This window comes from Sinosporangium siamense, assembly GCF_016863435.1.
Classification (GTDB): Bacteria; Actinomycetota; Actinomycetes; order Streptosporangiales; family Streptosporangiaceae; genus Sinosporangium; species Sinosporangium siamense.
This window is the reverse complement of the sequence record NZ_BOOW01000020.1, coordinates 133,889-154,235: the sequence shown is the minus strand read 5'-3', so window position 1 is coordinate 154,235 and position 20,347 is coordinate 133,889. Positions and strand designations below refer to the sequence as shown.

At 72.3% G+C, this 20,347-nt stretch carries 12 protein-coding genes; 8 read left to right on the top strand and 4 right to left on the bottom strand.

The annotated features are described in order from the left end of the window. Window positions 1-15: 15 nt before the first annotated feature. The 8 genes from Ssi02_RS16055 (at window position 16) to Ssi02_RS16020 (ending at window position 14,668) form a co-directional block, all read left to right on the top strand. Complete coding sequence (locus tag Ssi02_RS16055) at window positions 16-990, top strand: hypothetical protein (protein ID WP_204026298.1); 975 nt, start codon at window positions 16-18, stop codon at window positions 988-990. Then, window positions 984-2,171 (top strand): S8 family serine peptidase, encoded by a 1,188-nt coding sequence (locus Ssi02_RS16050; RefSeq protein ID WP_204026296.1) that lies wholly within the window; start codon window positions 984-986, stop codon window positions 2,169-2,171. Before Ssi02_RS16055 ends, Ssi02_RS16050 begins: the two co-directional genes overlap by 7 nt. A gap of 289 nt (window positions 2,172-2,460) precedes the next feature. Further along, a complete protein-coding gene (locus Ssi02_RS16045; protein WP_204026294.1) occupies window positions 2,461-2,832 on the top strand; it encodes a hypothetical protein in 372 nt (123 codons plus the stop codon). A 12-nt stretch (window positions 2,833-2,844) separates the two neighbouring features. Beyond that, the gene (locus Ssi02_RS16040) at window positions 2,845-3,144 is read left to right on the top strand and encodes an MGMT family protein (protein ID WP_204026292.1); all 300 of its coding nucleotides are present in this window, start codon (window positions 2,845-2,847) and stop codon (window positions 3,142-3,144) included. A 302-nt stretch (window positions 3,145-3,446) separates the two neighbouring features. Next, complete coding sequence (locus tag Ssi02_RS16035; RefSeq protein WP_239128946.1) at window positions 3,447-6,404, top strand: CDP-glycerol glycerophosphotransferase family protein; 2,958 nt, start codon at window positions 3,447-3,449, stop codon at window positions 6,402-6,404. Between the two features lie 219 nt (window positions 6,405-6,623). Next, window positions 6,624-8,069 (top strand): beta-N-acetylhexosaminidase, encoded by a 1,446-nt coding sequence (locus Ssi02_RS16030; protein WP_204026290.1) that lies wholly within the window; start codon window positions 6,624-6,626, stop codon window positions 8,067-8,069. An 85-nt stretch (window positions 8,070-8,154) separates the two neighbouring features. After that, on the top strand, window positions 8,155-11,304 hold the full coding sequence (locus tag Ssi02_RS16025; RefSeq protein WP_239128945.1) for an ATP-dependent helicase: 3,150 nt from the start codon (window positions 8,155-8,157) through the stop codon (window positions 11,302-11,304). Between the two features lie 82 nt (window positions 11,305-11,386). Then, window positions 11,387-14,668, top strand: coding sequence for an ATP-dependent helicase (locus Ssi02_RS16020; RefSeq protein WP_204026288.1), 3,282 nt, complete (start codon window positions 11,387-11,389; stop codon window positions 14,666-14,668). 4 nt (window positions 14,669-14,672) lie between these two features. Here the strand turns inward: Ssi02_RS16020 and Ssi02_RS16015 are convergent, their stop codons facing one another. The 4 genes from Ssi02_RS16015 to Ssi02_RS16000 are packed head-to-tail and all read right to left on the bottom strand — an operon-like array spanning window position 14,673 to window position 20,228. After that, a complete protein-coding gene (locus tag Ssi02_RS16015; RefSeq protein ID WP_239128944.1) occupies window positions 14,673-15,770 on the bottom strand; it encodes an alanine racemase in 1,098 nt (365 codons plus the stop codon). After that, window positions 15,767-17,365, bottom strand: coding sequence for an IucA/IucC family protein (locus tag Ssi02_RS16010; RefSeq protein WP_204026287.1), 1,599 nt, complete (start codon window positions 17,363-17,365; stop codon window positions 15,767-15,769). Before Ssi02_RS16010 ends, Ssi02_RS16015 begins: the two co-directional genes overlap by 4 nt. Before the next feature lie 47 nt (window positions 17,366-17,412). Next, complete coding sequence (locus tag Ssi02_RS16005) at window positions 17,413-19,071, bottom strand: IucA/IucC family protein (RefSeq protein ID WP_204026286.1); 1,659 nt, start codon at window positions 19,069-19,071, stop codon at window positions 17,413-17,415. Next, the gene (locus tag Ssi02_RS16000) at window positions 19,068-20,228 is read right to left on the bottom strand and encodes an ATP-grasp domain-containing protein (RefSeq protein WP_239128986.1); all 1,161 of its coding nucleotides are present in this window, start codon (window positions 20,226-20,228) and stop codon (window positions 19,068-19,070) included. Before Ssi02_RS16000 ends, Ssi02_RS16005 begins: the two co-directional genes overlap by 4 nt. Window positions 20,229-20,347: the final 119 nt, after the last annotated feature.

The following is a 20,347-nucleotide window of genomic DNA, read 5'->3' as shown; positions in this document are numbered from 1 at the left end:
TGGAGCATTGAGGACATGTCACAGCACGGGAGGCCGGACGAACCTGACGGACGCCCGGAGTTCGCTCCGGCGCCCCAGGGGGATCCGCCGCGCCGCACGCGCCCAGCAAGCCGTAAAGCGTCGGTTAAATCCTGGCCTGCCGCCCCTCTCACCCGCCGCCCCGGCACAGGCACCGGCCGCCCGCTCACAAGGCCGGCTTACGGCGGCAAGCCATACGGCAAAAGCCAGAACGACCACGTGCTCGCCGCCCGGCGGGAGCTGGAACGCGGCATCCGGCTCCGGACGGCGTTCCTGCTGCTGATGGGCACCATCCTGGCCGTCGCCGCAAGCAACGTGCTGCTCGGGCTGGTGGGCGGCATCGCCGAGTCCCGCGCCAGGCCCCTCACCTCCGCCGAACGTGAGGAATATGTCAGGCAGGACATCGCCCGCCGCTGGCGCGCCTGGCCCGCGGCACTCGTCTTCCCCGAGGAGGTCGAATACATCGGCCTCGAACGCGCCCAGCAATACGCCCGCCGGATCGGCATCGCCCCCGAGACCGCCTGCACCAACGCGGTCGACCCGCAAGTGGCGACCGCCTTCGAAGAGCACGGATGCCGCACGATGCTGCGCGCCACCTACGTCGACCAAAGCGGCACGTTCGTCATGACGGTCGGCGTGGCCGTCATGGAGGACGAGGAGGCCAGGACCTCCGCCTCGGCCCTCCTGCCCGTCGACGACCGCGTCGGCGTGCGGCCCGTGGCCTTCCCCGGCACCGTGGCCGACCTCTTCGGCGCCGCCCAGCGGCAACGCACCGGGTGGGTCGGGGCCGGGCCGTACCTCGTGTTCTCCACCGCCGGATACACCGACGGGCGCACCCGCGAAGCCGTCCCGCCCCACGAATCGCTCCACAGCGAACTCTGGCCCACGGCCCAATCGGTCGCCGCGCGCATCGCCCGCTCCCTCGGGCAGCCACCGGACGTCCCACGCTGCACCCAGGGAAACGAATGCTGACCGTGCGCCCCGCCCTCACCGCCGTCGCGGCCCTGTGCGCCGCCGTCACCCTCACCGGCGCCGCCGCCCCCACCCCCTCCATACGCGAACGCCAGCGCTGGGTCCTGTCCGCCCTCAACATGGAGCGCGCCTGGGCCGTCACCAAAGGTGCCGGCGTCACCGTCGCCGTCATCGACAGCGGCGTCGACCCCAACGTGCGCGAGCTCAAGGGCAAGGTCGTCAGCGGCCCCAACATGGTCAGCCAGGTGGTCGAACGCACCGCCGTCCCTCCGGGGCAGCACGGCACCGCCATGGCCTCCCTCATCGCCGGCACCGGCGCCGGGGGCGGCATCGTCGGCACCGCGCCCGAAGCCCGCGTGCTCTCCCTGCGGCTGACCCAGGACGCCCCCGACCGGCCCGGCAACCTGCGCGACGAACCCGGCCGCCGCGACAGCCCGCTCGCCCGCGCCATCCGCTACGCCGCCGACCACGGCGCCCAGGTCATCAACCTGTCCATCGGCGTCTACACCCCCCACAGGTCCGAACGCGAGGCGCTCTCCCACGCCCTCACCAAAGGCGCCGTCGTCGTGGCCGCCGTCGGCAACGACGGCAAACCCGGCCGCGCCGACACCCCCCACAGCTCCATCTGGAGCTACCCCGCGGGCTACACCGGCGTCATCGGCGTCGGCTCCGTCGGCCGCGACGGCCTCCCCGCGCCCTTCGCGACAAGCAACCTGTCCGTCCTCGTCGCCGCCCCCGGCGTGGACGTCCCCATAGCCGTCCCCGGCGGAAAGTACGGCACAGCCCGCGGCACGAGCGCCTCGGCCGCACTCGTCGCCGGTGTGGCCGCCCTGGTGAAGTCCCGCCACCCGAAGCTGCGCCCCGAACTCGTCGCGCGCGCCATGGCCACCGGAACCCACAATCGCCCCGATCGCGGCTACGACGACCGCGTCGGCTTCGGCACCGTCGACGCCGCCGCGGTGCTCGCCAAGGCCGGGGAACTCTCCGGCTATCGCACCTCCACCGACGTCCCCGGCACCACTCACTTCGGCGGCGGCCCTCCCCAGGCTGTCGGGGCGCCGGGGCCCGACCCGGTGAAGATGTGGTTGTACATCTCGGGCATCCTGGCCGGGCTCCTGACCTTCACCGGCGTGATCGTCGTGCTCACCCGCCGCTCCGAGCACACCTCCGGCCCGACCTAGAGCCCGGCACAGCGGCCGACGTCACGGTCGCCTGGCTCCGCAGTACAGGAAGGCATGAGAACGGCCTTGCATGCCGGACGAGTTGATCACGATTCGGATGCGGTTTTGGTGACTTTTCGGACGTGGGGTATCCGCCGTGCATGTCGCTGCGCCGCGCATTCCGAGCATGTCAGGCACATAGCCGACCCAAGTCCCGGAACGGGTGAACAACCTCAAGTTCGGACAATGGTCAAAATCCTCATCCTTTCCCGGCATCGGCACCGGCAAACCTTCGCTAAGGTCGCGCCTCATGGGTTACGAGTTGCGGGTGGAGCGTGAGTCTCCGCTCCCCTACGCCGAGCTCGCCGGTGCGGTCTTGGCGGTTGGCTTCGAGCTGCACGGGTCGGCGGAGGCGGGCGAGGTCGTGGCGCGCCACGGCCAGGCCGCCCACGTGGTGGGAAGCTGGAACGGCGCGCTCCGCGGGCAGCCGGGGTCGGACTGGCAGGTCGCCCAGCTCGCGCGGCTGGCCAAGGCCCTCGGAGGGCGCCTGACGGGGGAGGACGGCGAGCTCTACGTGGTCCGCGACGGCATTGTGGAGCAGGTCAGCGGGAATTCGGTGTTCGCGCTCGGCAAACTGGATGAGATCCTCGGCGAAGGTCCTACGGCCTGGCCGAACGTCTGACCCGGGGGTCGCATGGAGCCCACACCCTTCGCCGAACGTGTGCTTGATCTGGTGGAACGTATCCCGCCCGGTCTGGTCATGACATATGGAGACATAGCCGAATATCTCGGCGAGGGTGGCCCCCGGCAGGTGGGACGCGTGATGTCCCATTGGGGCGGGGGAGTGCCATGGTGGCGTGTGGTGCGGGCGAGCGGACTGCCGGTGCAGGGGCACGAGGCCGAGTGTTTGGTGATGTGGCGTGACGAAGGGACTCCGCTCCGTGGTCAAAGAGCGGATATGCGGCAGGCGCGCTGGGATGGAACAACCCTCTAAATTTCCTATCATCGACCGCTGACCAGGGCGTACGCACTCTCGGTGTCAGATGGGCGATTGCTCCCCCTGTGGTGCGCATTACCATTGGCCGAGACAGCAAGCCTTCTTCATCCCACACCGCGGGTCCGGATGAGGGTGCCCCCCTTTGGTCGCCTTTTCGGCGTCGCCGGCTCCGGCGTCCCCGCTCAGGTTCCGCGCACCTGGCGGTCACGGCTTCCGGGGCAGACCCGCGACACGGGTGAAGGATGCTCGCAACCAATGCTCTGGGGCCCGCGACCTGTCCCGAAAGGCGGTGCCGTCTCATGGCCACCGGCGTCACAGCAACGCAGTCCAGCGGTGACCTCGCCGCCGACCGCCTGCGGGCTGTCCAGGATCTCTGCGACAGGGGCGAGCCCCTCGACGAGATCATGAAGATCGTGCGCGCCGGCGGCCTTCCCCCCGCCGAGCGTAAGACCTTCGACAGCCAGGTGCTCGGCGGCCCCCTCGGCACGCGCTTCGACACGGCGGTCAAGCGCGGACCCGCCCGCCGCCGCGAGTTCCTCGGCCACCTCAAGCCCTACCTCGCGACCGTCGACCCCAAGGTCAAGCTCGACCTGCCGGTGGAACGCCGCCTCGCCTACCACCTCGTCGAGACCCGCCCCGAGGCCGCGCTCGTCGACGGCGACATGCTCCTGGAGCTCGTCACCGCCGCCGCCGAGCCCCAGCGGCGCGTACGGCACGGCCTGCGCTGGTATGCCGACCTCCCCTTCCAGGACCAGCTCCCGAAGAGCCTCTACCGCCTCCGCGCCGCCGACCTCGTGCCGATCACCCAGATCGACGACATCTCCTGGGTGAACGGCCGCCTGCGCATCACGGGACACGCCTACCTCGCCGGACTCTCCGTACGCGGCAGGCGCTTCAACCGCGCCACCGTCGTGCTGCGCGGCCCGCGCTGGCTGCCCCCCGTGCGGCTGCGCACCCGCAGGATCCACCGGCCAGAGGCCACCCACGGCGCGCGGGAGCTCGGCTGCAACTACGACTGGTCCGGCTTCACCGCGGAGCTCCGCCCGGGAGCGCTTCGCTGGCGGGCCGCTGTGCGCGCCCTGGTGCGCGGCGGGCGGCGGCTGCTGCGCCGCCGGCCCGTGGTCCGCGACACCACCACGTGGCGCGCCGAGATCGTCATCTGGAGCCGCGCGGCCAGAGCCACCGGCCTGCTCCGCGGTCCCGTGCCGGGCCGTACGGAACGTCCCACGGGCCTCGAACTCGGCGCCAACCGCTGGGTGCGCCCGGTGTGGACCTCAGACCGCGCCGTCCAGGTGGTGCTCCAGCCGACCCGCGCCGAGTTGTCTTCGGTGCGCCTGGTGGACGAGCGGCTCGAACTCACCGTCTTCCTCCCCGGCCGCACGATCGCCCGCGGCCACGCCCGCCTCGGCGGCCACCGCATGTCGGCCGACTTCAGCCCCGCCGAGGGCGGCACCAACGTCGTCGTGTCCCTCGCCGTGGCCTCGCTCCTCGCCGAGAAGGACGGCCGCCGCCTGTGGATCGAGCCCAAGGGCGACCCGGCGGCCCCCGTCATGCTCGGCCGGGCCGCGGAGACGCGTCTGCTCGAAGGCGACCGTGAGGTCACCGTACTCGCCGACCGCCGCGACCGGGTCGTGGTGTCCGCGCACCGCGTGCGCCCAGTGATCACCTCCGTGGAGTGGAACGGCTCCGCCCGCCTCACACTCAGCGGCTCCTACCCCGACCCGGACGCGGGGCCGCGTTCTTTGACGCTGCGCAGCCGCACCGGGCTCAGCTACGAGGTGCCGATCGAGCGGGACGGGGACCGGTTCACCGCGGTCCTCTCCCCGGCCGCGATGCCGAGGTTCGGCGAGACGGTGCCGCTGGCGTCGGGCAACTGGGCTCTCACGGTCCGCCACCCCGCAGGAGAGGTTGTGCCGGTGCGCGTCGCCCACGACCTGCTGCCCTCGCTGGACGAGGAGCCGCGTGTGGTGAACGGCCGCGAGTATCGCCTGGTCTCCACCCGGTTCGACATCCCGGTGCTGGCGGTGGCCGAGGACAAGCCCGCCGACGAGAAGGGCGCGGGAGGGCTGTTCGCCCTGCGGCGCTCGGTATATCCCGCCGAGCGTTCCGCGCCGCTGCGCGAGGCCACGGTCTACGTCGTCAACGACGGGCGGCACTACGCCGACAGCGTGCGCGCGGTCTACGAGGAGCGGCTGCGCCGTGGCGACGACCGGGAGCACATCTGGGTCGTCAAGGACGGCGCCTTCGTCCCGCCGGGCTCCGCCGAACTCGGCCTCGGCCAGGGCGTCGTCCCCACCGTGGTGCGCGCCGGGGGGCGGGAGCACTACGCCGCCCTCGCCAGGGCGCGGTTCGTGGTGGCCAACGGGCTGCTGCCGCAGTGGTTCAAGGCCCGCGACGACCAGAAGGTCGTGCAGGTGTGGAACGGCACGCCGGCCAAGCACATCGGCAACGACCTGCCGCACATGTCCCGGGACCCCAAGCCGCCCGTGTGGTATCGCCAGGCGGCCGACGTGCGGGGCTGGGACCTGCTGGTCACGCAGAGCCCCTGGGCCACCTCGGTGTTGCGCCGCGCCTTCGGCTATCAGGGCGAGGTGCTGGAGAGCGGGCTGCCCCGCAACGACGTGCTCGCTCTCGAAGGTCGCGACGAGCTCGCGGAGAGAATCCGGCGCAGACTCGGGGTGCCCGCCGGTCGGAAGATCGTGCTCTACGCACCGACGTGGCGGGACTATGACCGCAAGAACAGCACGGTGAAGCTCGACCTCAAGCTCGCCAGGAAGGTTCTGGGCGCCGACCATCACCTGCTGGTGCGTGCCCATCCGATGCAGGCGATCCCGGTCGTCCCCACCTTCCCCAAGCCGGGCGCGACCCCCGTTCCGGGCATCACCCGTCAGGACGACTTCGTCACCGACGTCACGACTTATCCGGATATCACTGACTTGTTCTTGGTGGCCGATGTCCTGGTCACCGACTACTCCTCGGCCATGTTCGACTTCGTCGCCACGGGCCGCCCGGTCGTCACCTTCGCCTACGATCTGGACCGCTACGCCACCAGGCGCGGCCTCTACCTCGACCTGAAGGACCAGGCCCCCGGCCCCGTGGCCGCCACCGCCGCCCAGGCCGTCGACGCCGTCCGGGACATCGACGCCCTCACCCCCAAGCACGCCGATCGCTACGCGGGCTTCCGCGCGACATACGCCCCCAAGGACGACGGCAAGGCCACGGCCCGCCTGGTCGAGCACATCTTCGACCCGGCCTGAGCAACCGCGCTCCGCCCCGGCTCCCGCCAGTGAAGCGGGAGCCGGGGCGGAGCCGTGCGCGGCTCACGAATAGGAAACAAACTTTCTTATTTTCTTGATCGACGTCCCGGGCGGTGGTGCAATCGGGGCATGAGGTTATGGGCTGTCCTGGTGCTCTTTGCGGGATTCCTAGGAATTTCGGGGTGCTCGGTTGACTCGAGTGCACTCCAGCCCGCCACCATGAAGCACGTGGTCATCCCGCAGCCCTCCTCGCTGAGCTACGAGGGAAGACCTTTTACGCTCACGCCGGACGTCGCCATCAGTGCCGGCGCCCATATCGATACGGCGATCGTGCACAACCTCGCCAAGGCCGTCGAGGAGGTAACCGGGAAGCCTCCGCGCCTGGGTGAGGGGGGCGCGATCACCCTCGAGCTGCCGGGGGATACCTACGACCTGGGAGTTGAGGGTTATGAGCTGACCGTGGCGGAGGGCGGGGTGAAGTTGGGGGCCGTCAGCCCCCGGGGGCTGTTCTATGCGGTGCAGACCCTCCGTCAGCTCCTCCCCGAGCCTGGTACGGCGAAGCCCATCACCCTGCCCGGCATGAAAATTCGCGATAAACCGCGATATGGCTGGCGGGGAGCGATGCTCGATGTGGCGCGGCACTTCTTCCCCGTGCAGGACGTGAAGCGCTACATCGACCACATCGCCGCCTACAAGATGAACATCCTCCACCTCCACCTGACCGACGACCAGGGATGGCGGCTGGAGATCGAAGGATGGCCCAGGCTCACCGAGGTCGGCGGGCGCACCGCTGTGGGGGGCGGCGAGGGCGGCTTCTACACGGCGGAGGACTACCGGGAGATCGTCGCCTACGCCCGGGAGCGGTTCGTCGAGGTCGTCCCCGAGATCGACGTGCCCGGGCACACGAACGCGGCCCTCGCGGCCTATGCCGAGCTCAACTGCGACGGCAAGCCGCGCGAGCCGTACACCGGGATCGAGGTGGGGTTCAGCTCGCTCTGCCTCGGGAGCCCGGCGACCGACAGATTCCTCGCCGATGTCGTGAGGACGGTCGCCGGGCTCACCCCCGGGCCCTACATCCACATCGGCGGCGACGAGGCGGACGCGACCCCGCCGGACGACTACCGGAAGTTCATCGAGAAGGTGCAGAAGCTCGTCAGGGCGAACGGCAAGAGCATGGTCGGCTGGCAGGAGATCGCCGCCGTGCCCCCGGCTGAGGACACGCTCACGCAATACTGGCGGTCGAACGTCGCCCCCGACGACCCGCTGGCCACGGTGCGCAACGGCGGCAAGCTCATCATGTCGCCGGCTGACAAGACCTACATCGCCATGAAATACGACCCGAGCACCAGGCTCGGCTTCACGTGGGCGGGCTACATCGAGGTGCGCGACGCCTACGACTGGGACCCGGCGGCCACCATCGACGGCGTCACCGACAAGAACATCGTCGGCGTCGAGTCCGCCCTGTGGACGGAAACCCTGTCCACCATGGACGAACTCGAACTTTTCACCTTCCCCCGCCTCCCCGCTCTCGCGGAGGTGGCCTGGTCGCCGCAGGCGTCACGTGACTTCGCCGGCTTCGCCGTACGCCTGGCCGCGCACGGCCCCCGGTGGACCCGGCTCGGCATCGACTTTCATCGCTCACCGCAGATTCCTTGGGCAAGCTGAGATACCCCGGAGACGTCAAGTGGGCACGATCTGTCCCTGGGGTCTGATGGAATGCTGAACTGTGAGTGCTCAGACGTGGCGATTGGTGCGTTCGAGTGATGATTTGCGCCGTGAGGCGCCGGTGCTGGACGCGCATCAACGGGCGGTTGTGGCTCATGAGAGCGGACCGCTGCTGGTGCTGGCAGGACCGGGCACGGGCAAGACCACCACGATCGTCGAGACCGTGGTCGACCGCGTCGAGCGGCGCGGGGTCGACCCGGAGCGGGTGCTGATCCTCACCTTCAGCCGCAAGGCCGCAGGTGAGCTGCGCGAACGCATTACCGGCCGGTTGCGCCGCACCACACGCACGCCGCTCGCGCTCACCTTCCACAGTTATGCCTACACGCTGCTCAGGCGGGAGGCGGTGCTCGCGGGCGAGCCGCCGCCGCGCCTGCTGACCGGCCCCGAGCAGCTGCTTGAGGTGCGCCGCCTGCTCGCGGGCGAGTTGTCCGACGGGGCCCTTGAGTGGCCGGAGCGCATGCGTGAGGCGCTCAAGACGCGCGGGTTCGCCGAGGAGCTGCGCGACTTCCTGGCCCGCGCCGCCGAGCGCGGCCTCGACGGCGACGACCTCGTCCACTACGGCAGGAGCCACGGTCGCGACGACTGGGCGGCGGTCGGCCGGTTCGCCCACCGCTACTACGCGCGGTTCGACCTGGAGCCGGTGCCGGTGCTCGATTACTCGGAGCTGATCCGCGCCGCGGCGGGGCTGCTCGCCGGCAGCGAGGTGCGGCGGCGGGAACGCGCGGCCTACGACGTCGTCTTCGTCGACGAATATCAGGACACCGACCCAGCGCAGGAGTTCCTGCTCCAGCAGCTCGCCGGCGACGGCCGCGACCTCATCGCGGTCGGCGACCCCGACCAGTCGATCTACGGCTTCCGCGGCGCGGACGTGCGCGGCATCCAGGAGTTCCCGCACAGGTTCCGCACCGCGGGCGGCGACGAGGCGCCCGTGGTGGCGCTGCGGGTGTGCCGCCGCAGTTCCGGCGCGCTGCTGCGCGCGTCGCGCCGGGTCGCCGAGAGGCTCCCCGCGGGCCAGGGCGCCCACCGTGAGCTACTCTCACCGACCGGCGGCGAGCCGGGCGAGGTGAAGGCGCTGCTCACCGACAGCGCCGGCCAGGAGGCCGCGGTCGTCGCCGACACGCTGCGCCGGGCGCACCTGCTCGACGGGGTGCCCTGGTCGCGCATGGCGGTGCTGGTGCGGTCGGCCGAGCGCCAGGTGCCGGCGCTGCGCCGGGCGCTCATCGGCGCGGGCGTGCCGGTGGTCGTCGCCGGCGACGAGGTGCCGCTCGTGCAGGAGCCGGGGGTGCGGCCCCTGGTGACGCTGCTGCGCGTCGCCATCGACCCGGCAAGGCTCGACGAGGGCACCGCCGAGGAGCTGCTGACGGGCGCGCTCGGCGGCACCGACACCATCGGCGTGCGCCGCCTCAAGCGTGCGCTCCGCGTCGCCGAGCACGAGGCGCAGGAGGGCGGGCTGCTCCCGCCGCGCTCGTCGGCCGAGCTGCTGGTCGCCGCCCTGCGCGACGCGCGCGAGCTGGTGCGCGTCGAGGGCTACGTGGCCGCACCGGCGGAACGCGTCGCGAAGCTCATCGCCACGGCACGCGACGCCATACGCCAGGGCGGCTCGGCCGAGGACGTGCTCTGGACCGTGTGGCAGGCGTCTGGGCTGGCCGAGAAATGGACCGACGCGGGGCTCGCCGGGGGCGCCCGCGGGGCCAGGGCCGACCGCGACCTCGACGCGGTCGTCACGCTGTTCGACCGGGCGGCGAGGTTCGTCGACCGGTTGCCGAAGGCCGGGCCCGAGGTGTTCCTGGAGGACCTCGCCTCCCAGGAGATCGCGGGCGACTCGCTGGCCGAGCGCGCACCCGACGGCGAGGCGGTGCGCATCCTCACCGCCCACCGCTCCAAGGGCCTGGAGTGGGACGTCGTGGTCGTCGCGGGCGTGCAGGAGGGCGTCTGGCCCGACCTGCGGCTGCGCGGGACGATGCTCGGCATCGAGAACCTCGTCGGCCTCGTCGAGGGCGACGAGCGCATCGAGGGCACCGTCGCCGCCGCGGCGCTGTCGTCCAAACTGCTGGCCGAGGAGCGCCGCCTGTTCTACGTCGCCGCCACCCGGGCCAGGCGGCGGCTCGTCGTCACCGCCGTCGGCGGCGAGGACACCGACGAGCGCCCCTCACGGTTCCTCGCCGAGCTCGTGCAGGGCGGCGGCGAGGAGGCCGGCGCCCTCGACCGCGCCCGCTGGCTCAGCATGCCGGCGCTGGTGGCCGACCTGCGGTCCGCCGTGTGCGACCCGACGCGGCCCGAGGAGATGCGCCGCGTGGCCGCAGGGCACCTCGCGAAGCTCGCCGCGGCGGGGGTGCGCGGCGCCCACCCCGACGACTGGTACGCCCTCACCGACCTGTCCGACGAGCGCCCGATCGGCTGGCCGGACGGCGTCGTGCGCATCTCGCCGTCGGCCGTGGAGAGCTTCACCCGCTGCGGCCTGCGGTGGCTGCTTGAGACGGCGGTCGGCGGCGGCGGCACTGACGCCGCCCGCGGCCTCGGCACGGTCGTGCACGCCATTGCGGTGCTCGCCGCCACCGGCATGCCGAGCGAGGAGCACCTCGGGCGGCGGCTCGACGAGATCTGGGGCGAGCTCGACTTCGGCGGGGTGTGGTTCAACCGCAAACAGCGCGCCGTGGCCGAGAAGATGATCGCCAGATTCGTGCGCTGGCACCACGAGAACCCCCGCAAGCTCGTCGCACTCGAACGCGACCTGACCGCGCGGGTGTCGGCCGACGTCGAGATCAAGGGGCGGGTCGACCGGGTCGAGCAGGACGAGCTCGGCCGGGCGGTGATCATCGACCTCAAGACCGGCTCATCGCCCCCCAAGGGCGACCTGCAGCGCAACCCCCAGCTCGGCGTCTATCAGCTCGCCACGCTGCTCGGGGCGTTCGCCAAACACGGTCTCACCGAGCCGGGCGGCGCCGCCCTCGTGCAGGTCGGCGGGGCGGCGGGCAAGGACGCCCCGACGGCCAAGGAGCAGACGCAGCGGGCGCTCGCCGACGACCCCGATCCGGGCTGGGCGGCCGCCCTCGTGGAGGAAGTCGCCGACGGCATGTCGGCCACGACGTTCTCCGCCACGGTCAACGACGGGTGCCGCACGTGTGCGGTCAAGGGCAGCTGCCCGGTCAACGACCAAGGGGGCCAGGTGTGCTGACCCCGCGATCCCCCGCAGTGCCGTACTTCGAGAGTGCTGTGCCGTTCTTCGAGAGTGCTGTGCCGTACGGCGGGAGCCTCGTGTGCTGACCCCGGAGGAGCTGGCGCTCAAGCTCGGCCTGCCCACGCCCACCGAGGAGCAGAGCGCGGTCATCAGCGCCCCCCTCGGCCCCATGGTGGTGATGGCGGGCGCGGGCTCCGGCAAGAGCGAGACCATGGCCGGGCGTGTCGTGTGGCTGGTCGCCAACGGCCTGGTGCGGCCGGAGCGTGTGCTCGGCCTGACCTTCACCCGCAAGGCCGCCGCGGAGCTGGCCGCGCGTGTGCGCAAGCGCCTGGCCGCCCTGGTCGAGCACGGTCTGGTGTCCGCCGGCCAGCTTGAGGAAGACCCGACCATCTCGACCTACCACGCCTACGCCTCGCGCCTGTTCACCGACCACGCGCTGCGCGAGGGCCTGGAGCCCACCATGCGGCTCATCACGCCCGCCGTGTCGTGGCAGCTCGCCTCGCGGGTCGTCGCGGGCTACGACGGGCCGATGGACAAGGTCGAGCTGAGCCCGCCGTCGGTCACCGCCGCCGTGCTCGACCTCGCGGGGGAGCTGGCCGAGCATCTGCGCGGCCCCGGCGACGTGCGCGAGGTCGGCGAGTGGCTGGCGGCCCGCTTCGGCGACCTCACCGGCAAGACCGTGCTCGCCCAGCGCAGGCCGCTCGCCGTCCAGGAGGTCAGGGAGCAGATGCTTCCGCTAGTCGAGGCATATCAGCGGCTCAAGCGCTCCCGGGAGGTCATCGACTTCGGCGACCAGATGGCCCTGGCCGCCCGCATCGCCATGCGGCACCCGGAGGTCGGGGAGATCGAGCGCGGCCGGTTCCCCGTGGTGCTGCTCGACGAATATCAGGACACGAGCCACGCCCAGCTCGCGCTCCTGCGGTCCTTGTTCTCCGGCGGGCACGCGGTGACCGCCGTGGGCGACCCCTGCCAGTCGATCTACGGCTGGCGCGGCGCGTCGGCCGGCAACCTCACCCGCTTCCCCCGCGACTTCCCCGGCGTCGCGGGCGAACCCGCCCCCGTCACCAAGTTGTCGGTCAGCTTCCGCAACGGCGACCACGTGCTCGGCGTGGCGGCCCGGGTTCAGCTGCCGCTCCGCGTCGAGGTGGGCGAGGTCCCCGTGCTCACCCCCGGGCCGAGCCGCAGGGAGCGCGGCCGGGTCGTGTGCGCCTTCCACGAGACCGCCGAGGACGAGGCCCTGTGGGTGGCCGAGCAGGTGCAGTGGGTCCTCGGCGAGGAGACCGCCCCCGACGGCCTGCCCTGGGGCGCCGGCGAGCGCGACAAGGCCCCGCAGAGCTCCTGGGGCGGGCCGGCGGCGGTGCAGCCGGGCGACGTCGCGGTGCTCGCCAGGAAACGCGCCCAGTTCCCGGCGCTGCGCCGCGCGCTGGAGGCCCGCGGCATCCCCGTCGAGGTGGTCGGCCTCGGCGGCCTGCTCACCGTCCCCGAGGTGGCCGACATCGTCGCCACCCTGCGCGTGCTCTACGACCCGACCGCCGGCGACGCCCTGCTGCGCCTCCTCGGCGGCGCCAGGTGGCGCATCGGCCCCGCCGACCTGCGTGTCCTCGGCGACCAGGCGCGGGAGCTGACCCGGGAGAGCAGAAGCGGCGCCAGGCGGCCCGACGACCCCGTCGAGCAGGTCGCCGCCGAAATGAGCGAGGAGCGCGGCAGCCTCGTCGACGCACTCGACGAGTTGCCGGAACGGCCCGCCTGGCTTGAGCCGTACTCCCCGGTGGCGCGGGTGCGGCTGCTCGCACTCGCCCACGAGCTGCGCACCATGCGCGCCCACACCGGGCAGCCGCTGCCCGACCTCATCACCGAGGTCGAGCGCCGCATGGGCCTCGACATCGAGGTGGCGGCCCGCGGGGGCACGGCGGGGGCCTTCGCGGCCCGCGCCGACCTCGACGCCTTCCTCGACGCGGCGGCGAGGTTCGCCGGCGACGCCGAGGATCCGACGCTCGGCGCGTTCCTCGCCTATCTGAAGGCCGCGGAAAGCGAGGAGTTCGGGCTGGAGGCCGGGCGGGTCGGCGAGACCAACAGCGTCAAGCTCATGACCGTGCACGCCGCCAAGGGCCTGGAGTGGCCCGTCGTCATCGTGCCGGGCCTGTCGCAGGCGACCACGGCCAAGGGCGCCCTCGGCAAGGGCAGCCTGTTCCCCGCGACGCCCCGCACGAACTCCCGCTGGACGGAGAACTTCCGCAAACTGCCCTATCCGCTGCGGGGCGACGCGGGCGACCTGCCCCGGCTCACCGGCCTCTCCAAGGACGAGCTGGCCCGGTTCGACGAGCACAGCCGCGACCGCGACCTCATGGAGGAGCGCCGCCTCGCCTACGTCGCCGTCACGCGGGCGCACTATCTGCTCATCGCCTCCGGCTACCGGTGGGGGACCGCCACCAAGCCCCTCGAACCCTCTGATTTCCTGCTGGAGATCCGCGCCGCCTGCCGCCGCGTCGCCGTCTGGGCCGCCGACCTTGAGGAGGGCGCCGCCAACCCGCTGCTCGCCGAGCCGGCCTCCGCCGAGTGGCCGGTCGTCCCCGACGGGCCCCGCCAGGCCGCCGTCCTCGACGGCGCCGAGCTCGTGCAGGAGGCCCTCGCCGGGCTCGCCCGCCCTGTGGCTGAGACCGCCCCTGTGCACACCTTCGACCGGGTCCGCGCCTGGGAACGCGACATCGAGCTCCTGCTCCGCGAACGCGACACGGAGCGCGCGGGCGGCAGGCGCGCCGTCGAGCTGCCGCCCACCCTGACGGTGTCGAACCTCGTCACCCTGGCCGCCGACGCCGGCGAGCTCGCCCGCCGCATCCGCCGTCCTGTGCCGGTCAAACCCGCGCCTCTCGCCCGGCGCGGCACCAGTTTCCACAAGTGGCTGGAGACCCGCTGGGGGCAGCAGCGCCTCATCGACGACTACGAGATGCCCGGCGCGGTCGACGAACCGGCGGACAGCGAGATCCAGCTCGCCGAACTCCAGGAGCGTTTCGAAGAGAGCGAATGGGCCGGGCGTGTCCCCTTGGACATGGAGGTCCCCTTCGAGACGATGATCGCCGATCGTCTGATCCGGGGTCGCATGGACGCCGTCTTCCGCAGCCCCGACGGCGGCTACGAGGTCGTCGACTGGAAGACCGGCGACCGCCCCCACGGCCGCGCCGAGCGGGCCGTCGCCGTGCAGCTCGCGGCTTATCGCCTCGCCTGGGCCGATCTCGCCCAGGTGCCGGTCGAAAAGGTGCGCGCCGCTTTCCATTATGTCCGCCGGGGAGAGACAATTCGCCCCGTCAACCTGCTGGACGCCGCCGGCCTGGTCGCCCTTATCGAATCGGTCCCTCGGAAATAGCTCCTCACACGTAAAAGAACTTGGGTTTGGGGTGCAGCAAGAACTCGTGGTGGGAGATATTCCAGGCATAAGCCCCCGCCATCCCGAATGCCAGCACATCGCCCACACGAACCGATGTCCCGGCCCTTCTCGCGAGCACGTCCTTCGGCGTGCACAGCTGGCCGACGACCGTGACCGGCTCCCCGGGCCCGCCGGCTCCGTCCAGCACCGCGAACGGCTGGTCGTGGCCCTTGGTCACCGGTGTGCGGAGGTGGTGGGTGCCGCCCGCCACGACGGCGAAGAGCTCGCCGTGCACCCGCTTCACGTCGATCACCCGGGTGAGATACCACCCGCAATAGACCGTGAGCGCCCGCCCCGGCTCGATCCGCACCCGCTCGCCGTCCGCGATCAGGCCTGTCAGGCCCTTGCCGTACGCCTCCCAGTCGAACCTCCGGGACGGCTCGGTATACGCCACGGCCATGCCGCCCCCCACGTTGACCTCCCGCACGCCGAGCCCCCGCGCGTAGCCGAGCACGGCGCCCGCCAGGTCGACCAGCGGCCCGGCCTCAAGGCCGCTCGCCAGGTGGGCGTGCACACCGCGCAGGCGCACCCCCGGGTGGCCGGAGAGCAGGGTGAGGCATTCGTCGATGCCCGCGGGGTCCATCCCGAAGGGTGTGGCTCCGCCGCCCATGGCCAGAGACGCCCCGGCGACGGGGATGTCTAGGTTGACGCGGAGCAGCACGTCTGCCTCCACCCCCATCGCGAGGAGGCGGCGCAGCTCGCCGGGGCTCTCCACATGCACCCGGTGGGCGCCCGCGGCGGCGGCGAGCTCGTCGTCGGTCTTGCCAGGCCCGCCGAACGCGAGGCGGGCGCCGGGTACGGCGGAGCGCACATGGGCCAGCTCACCGCCGGAGGAGACCTCGAACCCGTCGACGTGCGGCGCGAGCGTGGTCAGCAGCGCCGGGTCGGGGTTGGCCTTGGCCGCGTAATAGAGCTCGACGCCGGGAAGCGCCGAGCGCACGGCACGCATATGGGTGGACAGGGCGGCCAGGTCATAGACATAAGCCGGGAAGTCGCGCAGCCGCCCGGCCGCCGCACGCACCGACGAGGGAACCGCGATCACCGGGAACCTCCGGGGAAGGGGCCGGGCACGGTGACGTATCCGGCGGTCTTGTCCGCGGCGCGGGCCCAGCGAACCGCCAGGTTCGCCTTGGCGGGCAGGGGCGAGCCGTCGAGCAGGGACGCGAGAGGGGCGGGCCGGCCGCGGGCGTCGGCGTAGACGGAGAGGACCTTCCACGCCGACGCCCACAGGTCGGCCAGAAGGGCGTGCGGGTCGTGCGGGCGGGCGGCTTCCACGACGGTGGCCGCGATCTCCGTCAGATGGTTGACCATCAGGCAGTAGACGACCCGGCTCCACCCCGCCTCGGCGCTGTAGGTGAGGGCGGCGGCCACCCGGTCCGGCACCCCAGTGAGATCGTGGCGGCCGGCGACCAGCTTGGTGCCCTCCAGATCGCGGAAGACAGCCTCGATCGGCATGCCCGACCTGTCCACCCCGATGAGGACGTTCTGCAGGTGTGGCTCCAGCACCACACCGTGCCGCAGATAGGCGTCCAGCACCGGCGGCGCGACCCGCTCGACATAGGCCGTCCACCAGGCGAGCGGATCGGCGGCGCGCCGCTCCCCGCAGGGGTGCGGCACCTCGTGGCCGGCGAGCGCCCCGGCGAGCAGCGGCGTCACCTCCGGCCCGCACACCCGCCACGGCCCTTCCCGCACGATGACACCGAGGCCCTCCAGCAGCGGCAGACCGAGGGCCACCGAGCGGAACCCCGGCTCGCGCAGCCGCGACGTGCCGGGATGGGCCGCCGCCAGGTCGGCGAAGACCGGGTCGAGCCGGGAGTTCAACTCGACTGCCCCCTCCAGCTCATACCACGCGTTCTTCCGCACACAGTTGGTGATGCGGACGTCCAGCGAGAACTTCAGGCAGATCTCCGCGTTCGGCTCGTAGACCGTGCGCACCGACGAGGTGGGCACGACGGGTTCACGGCCGGGACCGAGGTCCAGGAGCAGCCCTTCGGCCAGGGGACCGGCCAGATGCGGCTTCAGCAGGTCGGCCTGCCACGGATGGGCGGGGAGCAGGGCATAACCCGGCGGTGCCGTACCAAGGGCGTCGAGTGCCCGCGTGTCACCGCCCTCGTGGAGCACGTCGTCGCGTACGGCGAACATCCGCAGCGGGAACCGCGCGTGTGCCTCCGGCGCATATTGCAGCCGCTCGGCGCCCCCTCCGGCCTTGGGCGACGGGTGGAAGGGATGGCCGAACACCAGCGCCTGCTCCGAGGCGAGCCACGGGTCGCCGGGAGGCTCGGCCTCGCGGCGCGCCTCGACCAGGCGGCCCGTGACCTCCCGGCTGGCCGACACCTGGGCGGCGAACTCCTCGTTGCCGCCGCCGAGCTCACCCGCGACCAGCTCCACCAGCTCGTCCACCGTGAGCGGGCGCCACTCGCCGCCGCATCGCAGCTCGGCCGTGCCGTCGAACCGCAGCGCCGCCCCGCCGGCGGACCGCACCCGCAGGAGCGCTCCCGCCAGATGCACCATCAGGTATGGCCCGGCCCGCCACACCTGCCCCCTCGGACCTGCCACCTCGCGCACACAGCACCGCAGCAGCGCGTCCAGCGTCGCCCGTTCGGCGAGCGCGCCGACGGCATCGAGCACTTGGATCATGTTGAAGACGTGCCCCTCGTCAAATGGAAGTGACTTGTGCGGGGGTGCTAACCCCGCTCGGAAACCATCGCCTGGGTGGTGGAGCGCCCGATCTTGGACCCGCCGCGAGGCCGCCGCAGATAGTTGGGGCCGCTCGTGCCGTAGAACTTGTTGACGTCCCGCGCCCCGGTGCGCGCCTTGTCGACCAGGGTGCCCGCGGTGACCATCGACTTGCCCACCAGCCGCGCCGCGTCCAGCGTGCGTGCCCGCAGCAGCCGCGCCATCGGATGCTCCCCGTGCTCGTCGAGCGCCTCGGTCAGCGCCCCCCGCAGCAGCGTCACGGCGCGCCGCTCCGGCAACGCGCCGAAGACCACCGCGGCCGCCGCCAGATGCAGCGTGATCGTCACGAACACATCCGCCAGGGCGTGCGGGTCGTCGGTCAGCATGCGCGTGTCGGCGAAGCGGGGCGGGGTGACGCCGGCCTGGCGCAGCCGCTCCGGCGAGGCGAGCAGCCCGTCGTTGTCCTTGACCAGCAGGCGCGGCGGGCCGTGGCCGCCGAAGACCAGCGACAGGTTCTGCTGGTGGGCCTCCAGCGCCACGCCGTATCTCACGAACAGCGTCACGTTGCACCGCAGCAGCTGACGCACATAGCTCTCCAGCAGCGCCGCCACGTCGCCGCCCGTATGCCGCGCGGCGAGCTCGGCCACCACCGTGCCGCCGCGCGGCGACGGGGCGAGCAGCGAGGCCACAGGGACGATCTCCCCCTCGGGGAAGCCGCGCAGCATCCAGCCCAGGTATTCGTGGCCGGCGTGCGCATAGGTCTGTTCGTCGGCGAGCATCACCGGCAGGTCCGGCTCGGCCGCGAGCACCTCGCGCAGCAGGCGTTCGGCCCGCGCGCCGTCCGCCAGGGTGTCCGGCTTGATCGAGCGGCGGTTGCGCAACCCGAGGGTGCTGGTGGTGAGCGGCAGCTTGAGGTGCAGCCGGGGCGCCACCTCGACGGTGCGCATCGACAACGTGGGGCGCACGGTGAGGAACGGCAGCGGCGCCACGTTCACCTCGGTCAGCACGTTCACCCCGGTCAGGGCGGGCGCGGTCAGCGGGTGCACCGGGAAGAGCTCGTGGGTGGCCGCGAGCTCCGGCGGCAGCCCCACCGCGGGGAAGGACGGCCACCATTCCGGCTGCCCGCCCCCTTCCTGGCGGCGCACGCGCGAACGGGGGACCGCGGCCCAGCGCAGGCCGAAGCGCGGCCCGAACTCGGGGGCGTAGGCGATCAGCTCCTCGGCGCCGAGCCCCGCACGGGCCCGCGCGGTCGGGTAGACCGGGTGGTCGACGAAGGCCGCCACCACCTCTCTGGCGATCATCGAGTCCGGCGGGTCGTCGCGCAGCGCCGCGAGCACCCGTCCGCTGTGGGCGTCGTGCAGCGTCAGGCTCGCCAGCGCCACCCGGCACTCCTCGGCGAACGCCCGCACCCCCTCGGCGTCCTCCGGGGCGGCAAGGTGGCCGAGGGTCGCGAGCACCTCGCCGAGCGTCAGCGGCTCGCCGGGGGAGACGGTGAAGTCCTGGTAGAGCGAGCCCGGCGTGAGGCGCACCGCCCGGCCCGAGGCCAGCAGCAGTTCCACGCCCTCCTTGTCGCGGGTGACCCACCGCCCGAGCTCGCCGTAGTCCTCCCGCAGCAGCGCGTCGAGCACCCGCGCGGCGAGATAGCCCTCCCGCTCGCGCGGCGTCATGCGATCACCCAGGGGCGTTCGGCCCTGAAGGCGGTGACGGCGGCCTCCACCTCGGCGTGGTCGGCCCCGATCACACGCAGCAGCCCGAGGTAGTCGCGGTTGGTGTGGGTGTGCTCGACGCGGTCGCCGACCGCGCGCAGCGGGCGGTGCCAGAGCCGCACCCGTCCGTCGTGCCCTCCGTCGAGCGGGGGCGGCGCCGAGGTCACATGGCCGGCGCGGTCGGCGACCAGGCTCACGGCGGAGCCGTACACCGAGGGCGCCGGCGGCGCGGTGGGCAGCTCCTCGCCGAGGTGCACCCGCAGGATCCACTCGAACAACGGCACTCCCAGCAGGTCGGCCAGCAGGAACTCGCAGTCGTCCCCGATCACCCGATAGTTGATCTCGATGATCCTGGGCCCGCTCTCGGTCACCACGTATTCGGTGTGGCACGCCCCGAACCCCACCCCGAGCGCCCGCAGCGCCGCCAGCACGTGCTCGTGCGGCCCCTCGGGATGCCAGTCGAGCCGCTCCTCCACGAAGTACGGCAGAGGCCCGAGTGTCGTTCTGAACCCCCCGAGCACCCTCGGCGCACCGGTGCGGCTGTCGCCGAGCGTCTCCAGGGTGTGCAGCGGCCCCGAGAGGTATTGCTCCACGACCAGGGCCTCGCCCGGCCGCTCCGCGCGGATGGTGCGCACGGCCTCGGCCAGCTCGCGCTGCGTCTCGACGTAGACCACGTGCTCGCTGGCGACCCCTTCGCGGGGTTTGACCACGGCGGGCAGGGGGGTGTCGGCGGGGACGGGGTCGCCGGGGGACAACCTCGCCGACCAGACCGACTCGACCCCGGCACGGGCGAGTGCCCGCCGCATGAGCGCCTTGTTCTTGGCCGTCGCGCAGGCCCGCCAGTCCTTGCCCGGCAGGCCGAAGTAGTCGGCCACCATCGCGGTCTCCGCCTGGATGTGGTCGGAGTTGGTGAACACCGCCTCGGGCGGCTCGTGGTGGGCGATGGTGTCGATCACGGCGCGGGGGTCGCGCACGTCGCAGCCGAAGACCTCGACACCGCAGGCGGCGTAGTCGCCGGGCCGGTCGGTGAGGATCGTCACCTCGCGGCCGAGCGCCTTGGCCGCGGGGAGGAATCCGTCGGTGACGGCGCCGGTCGTTTTCAGCGAGGTGAAGTACACCCGCAACTGACACCCCCGGGGGATTCAGGTAAGGCTTACCTAACTCACGGCCATCATAGCCTGAAGCGGGATCATGATGAGCGCCGCGCGAGACCTTTTAGGATGGTCAGGGCTCCTGG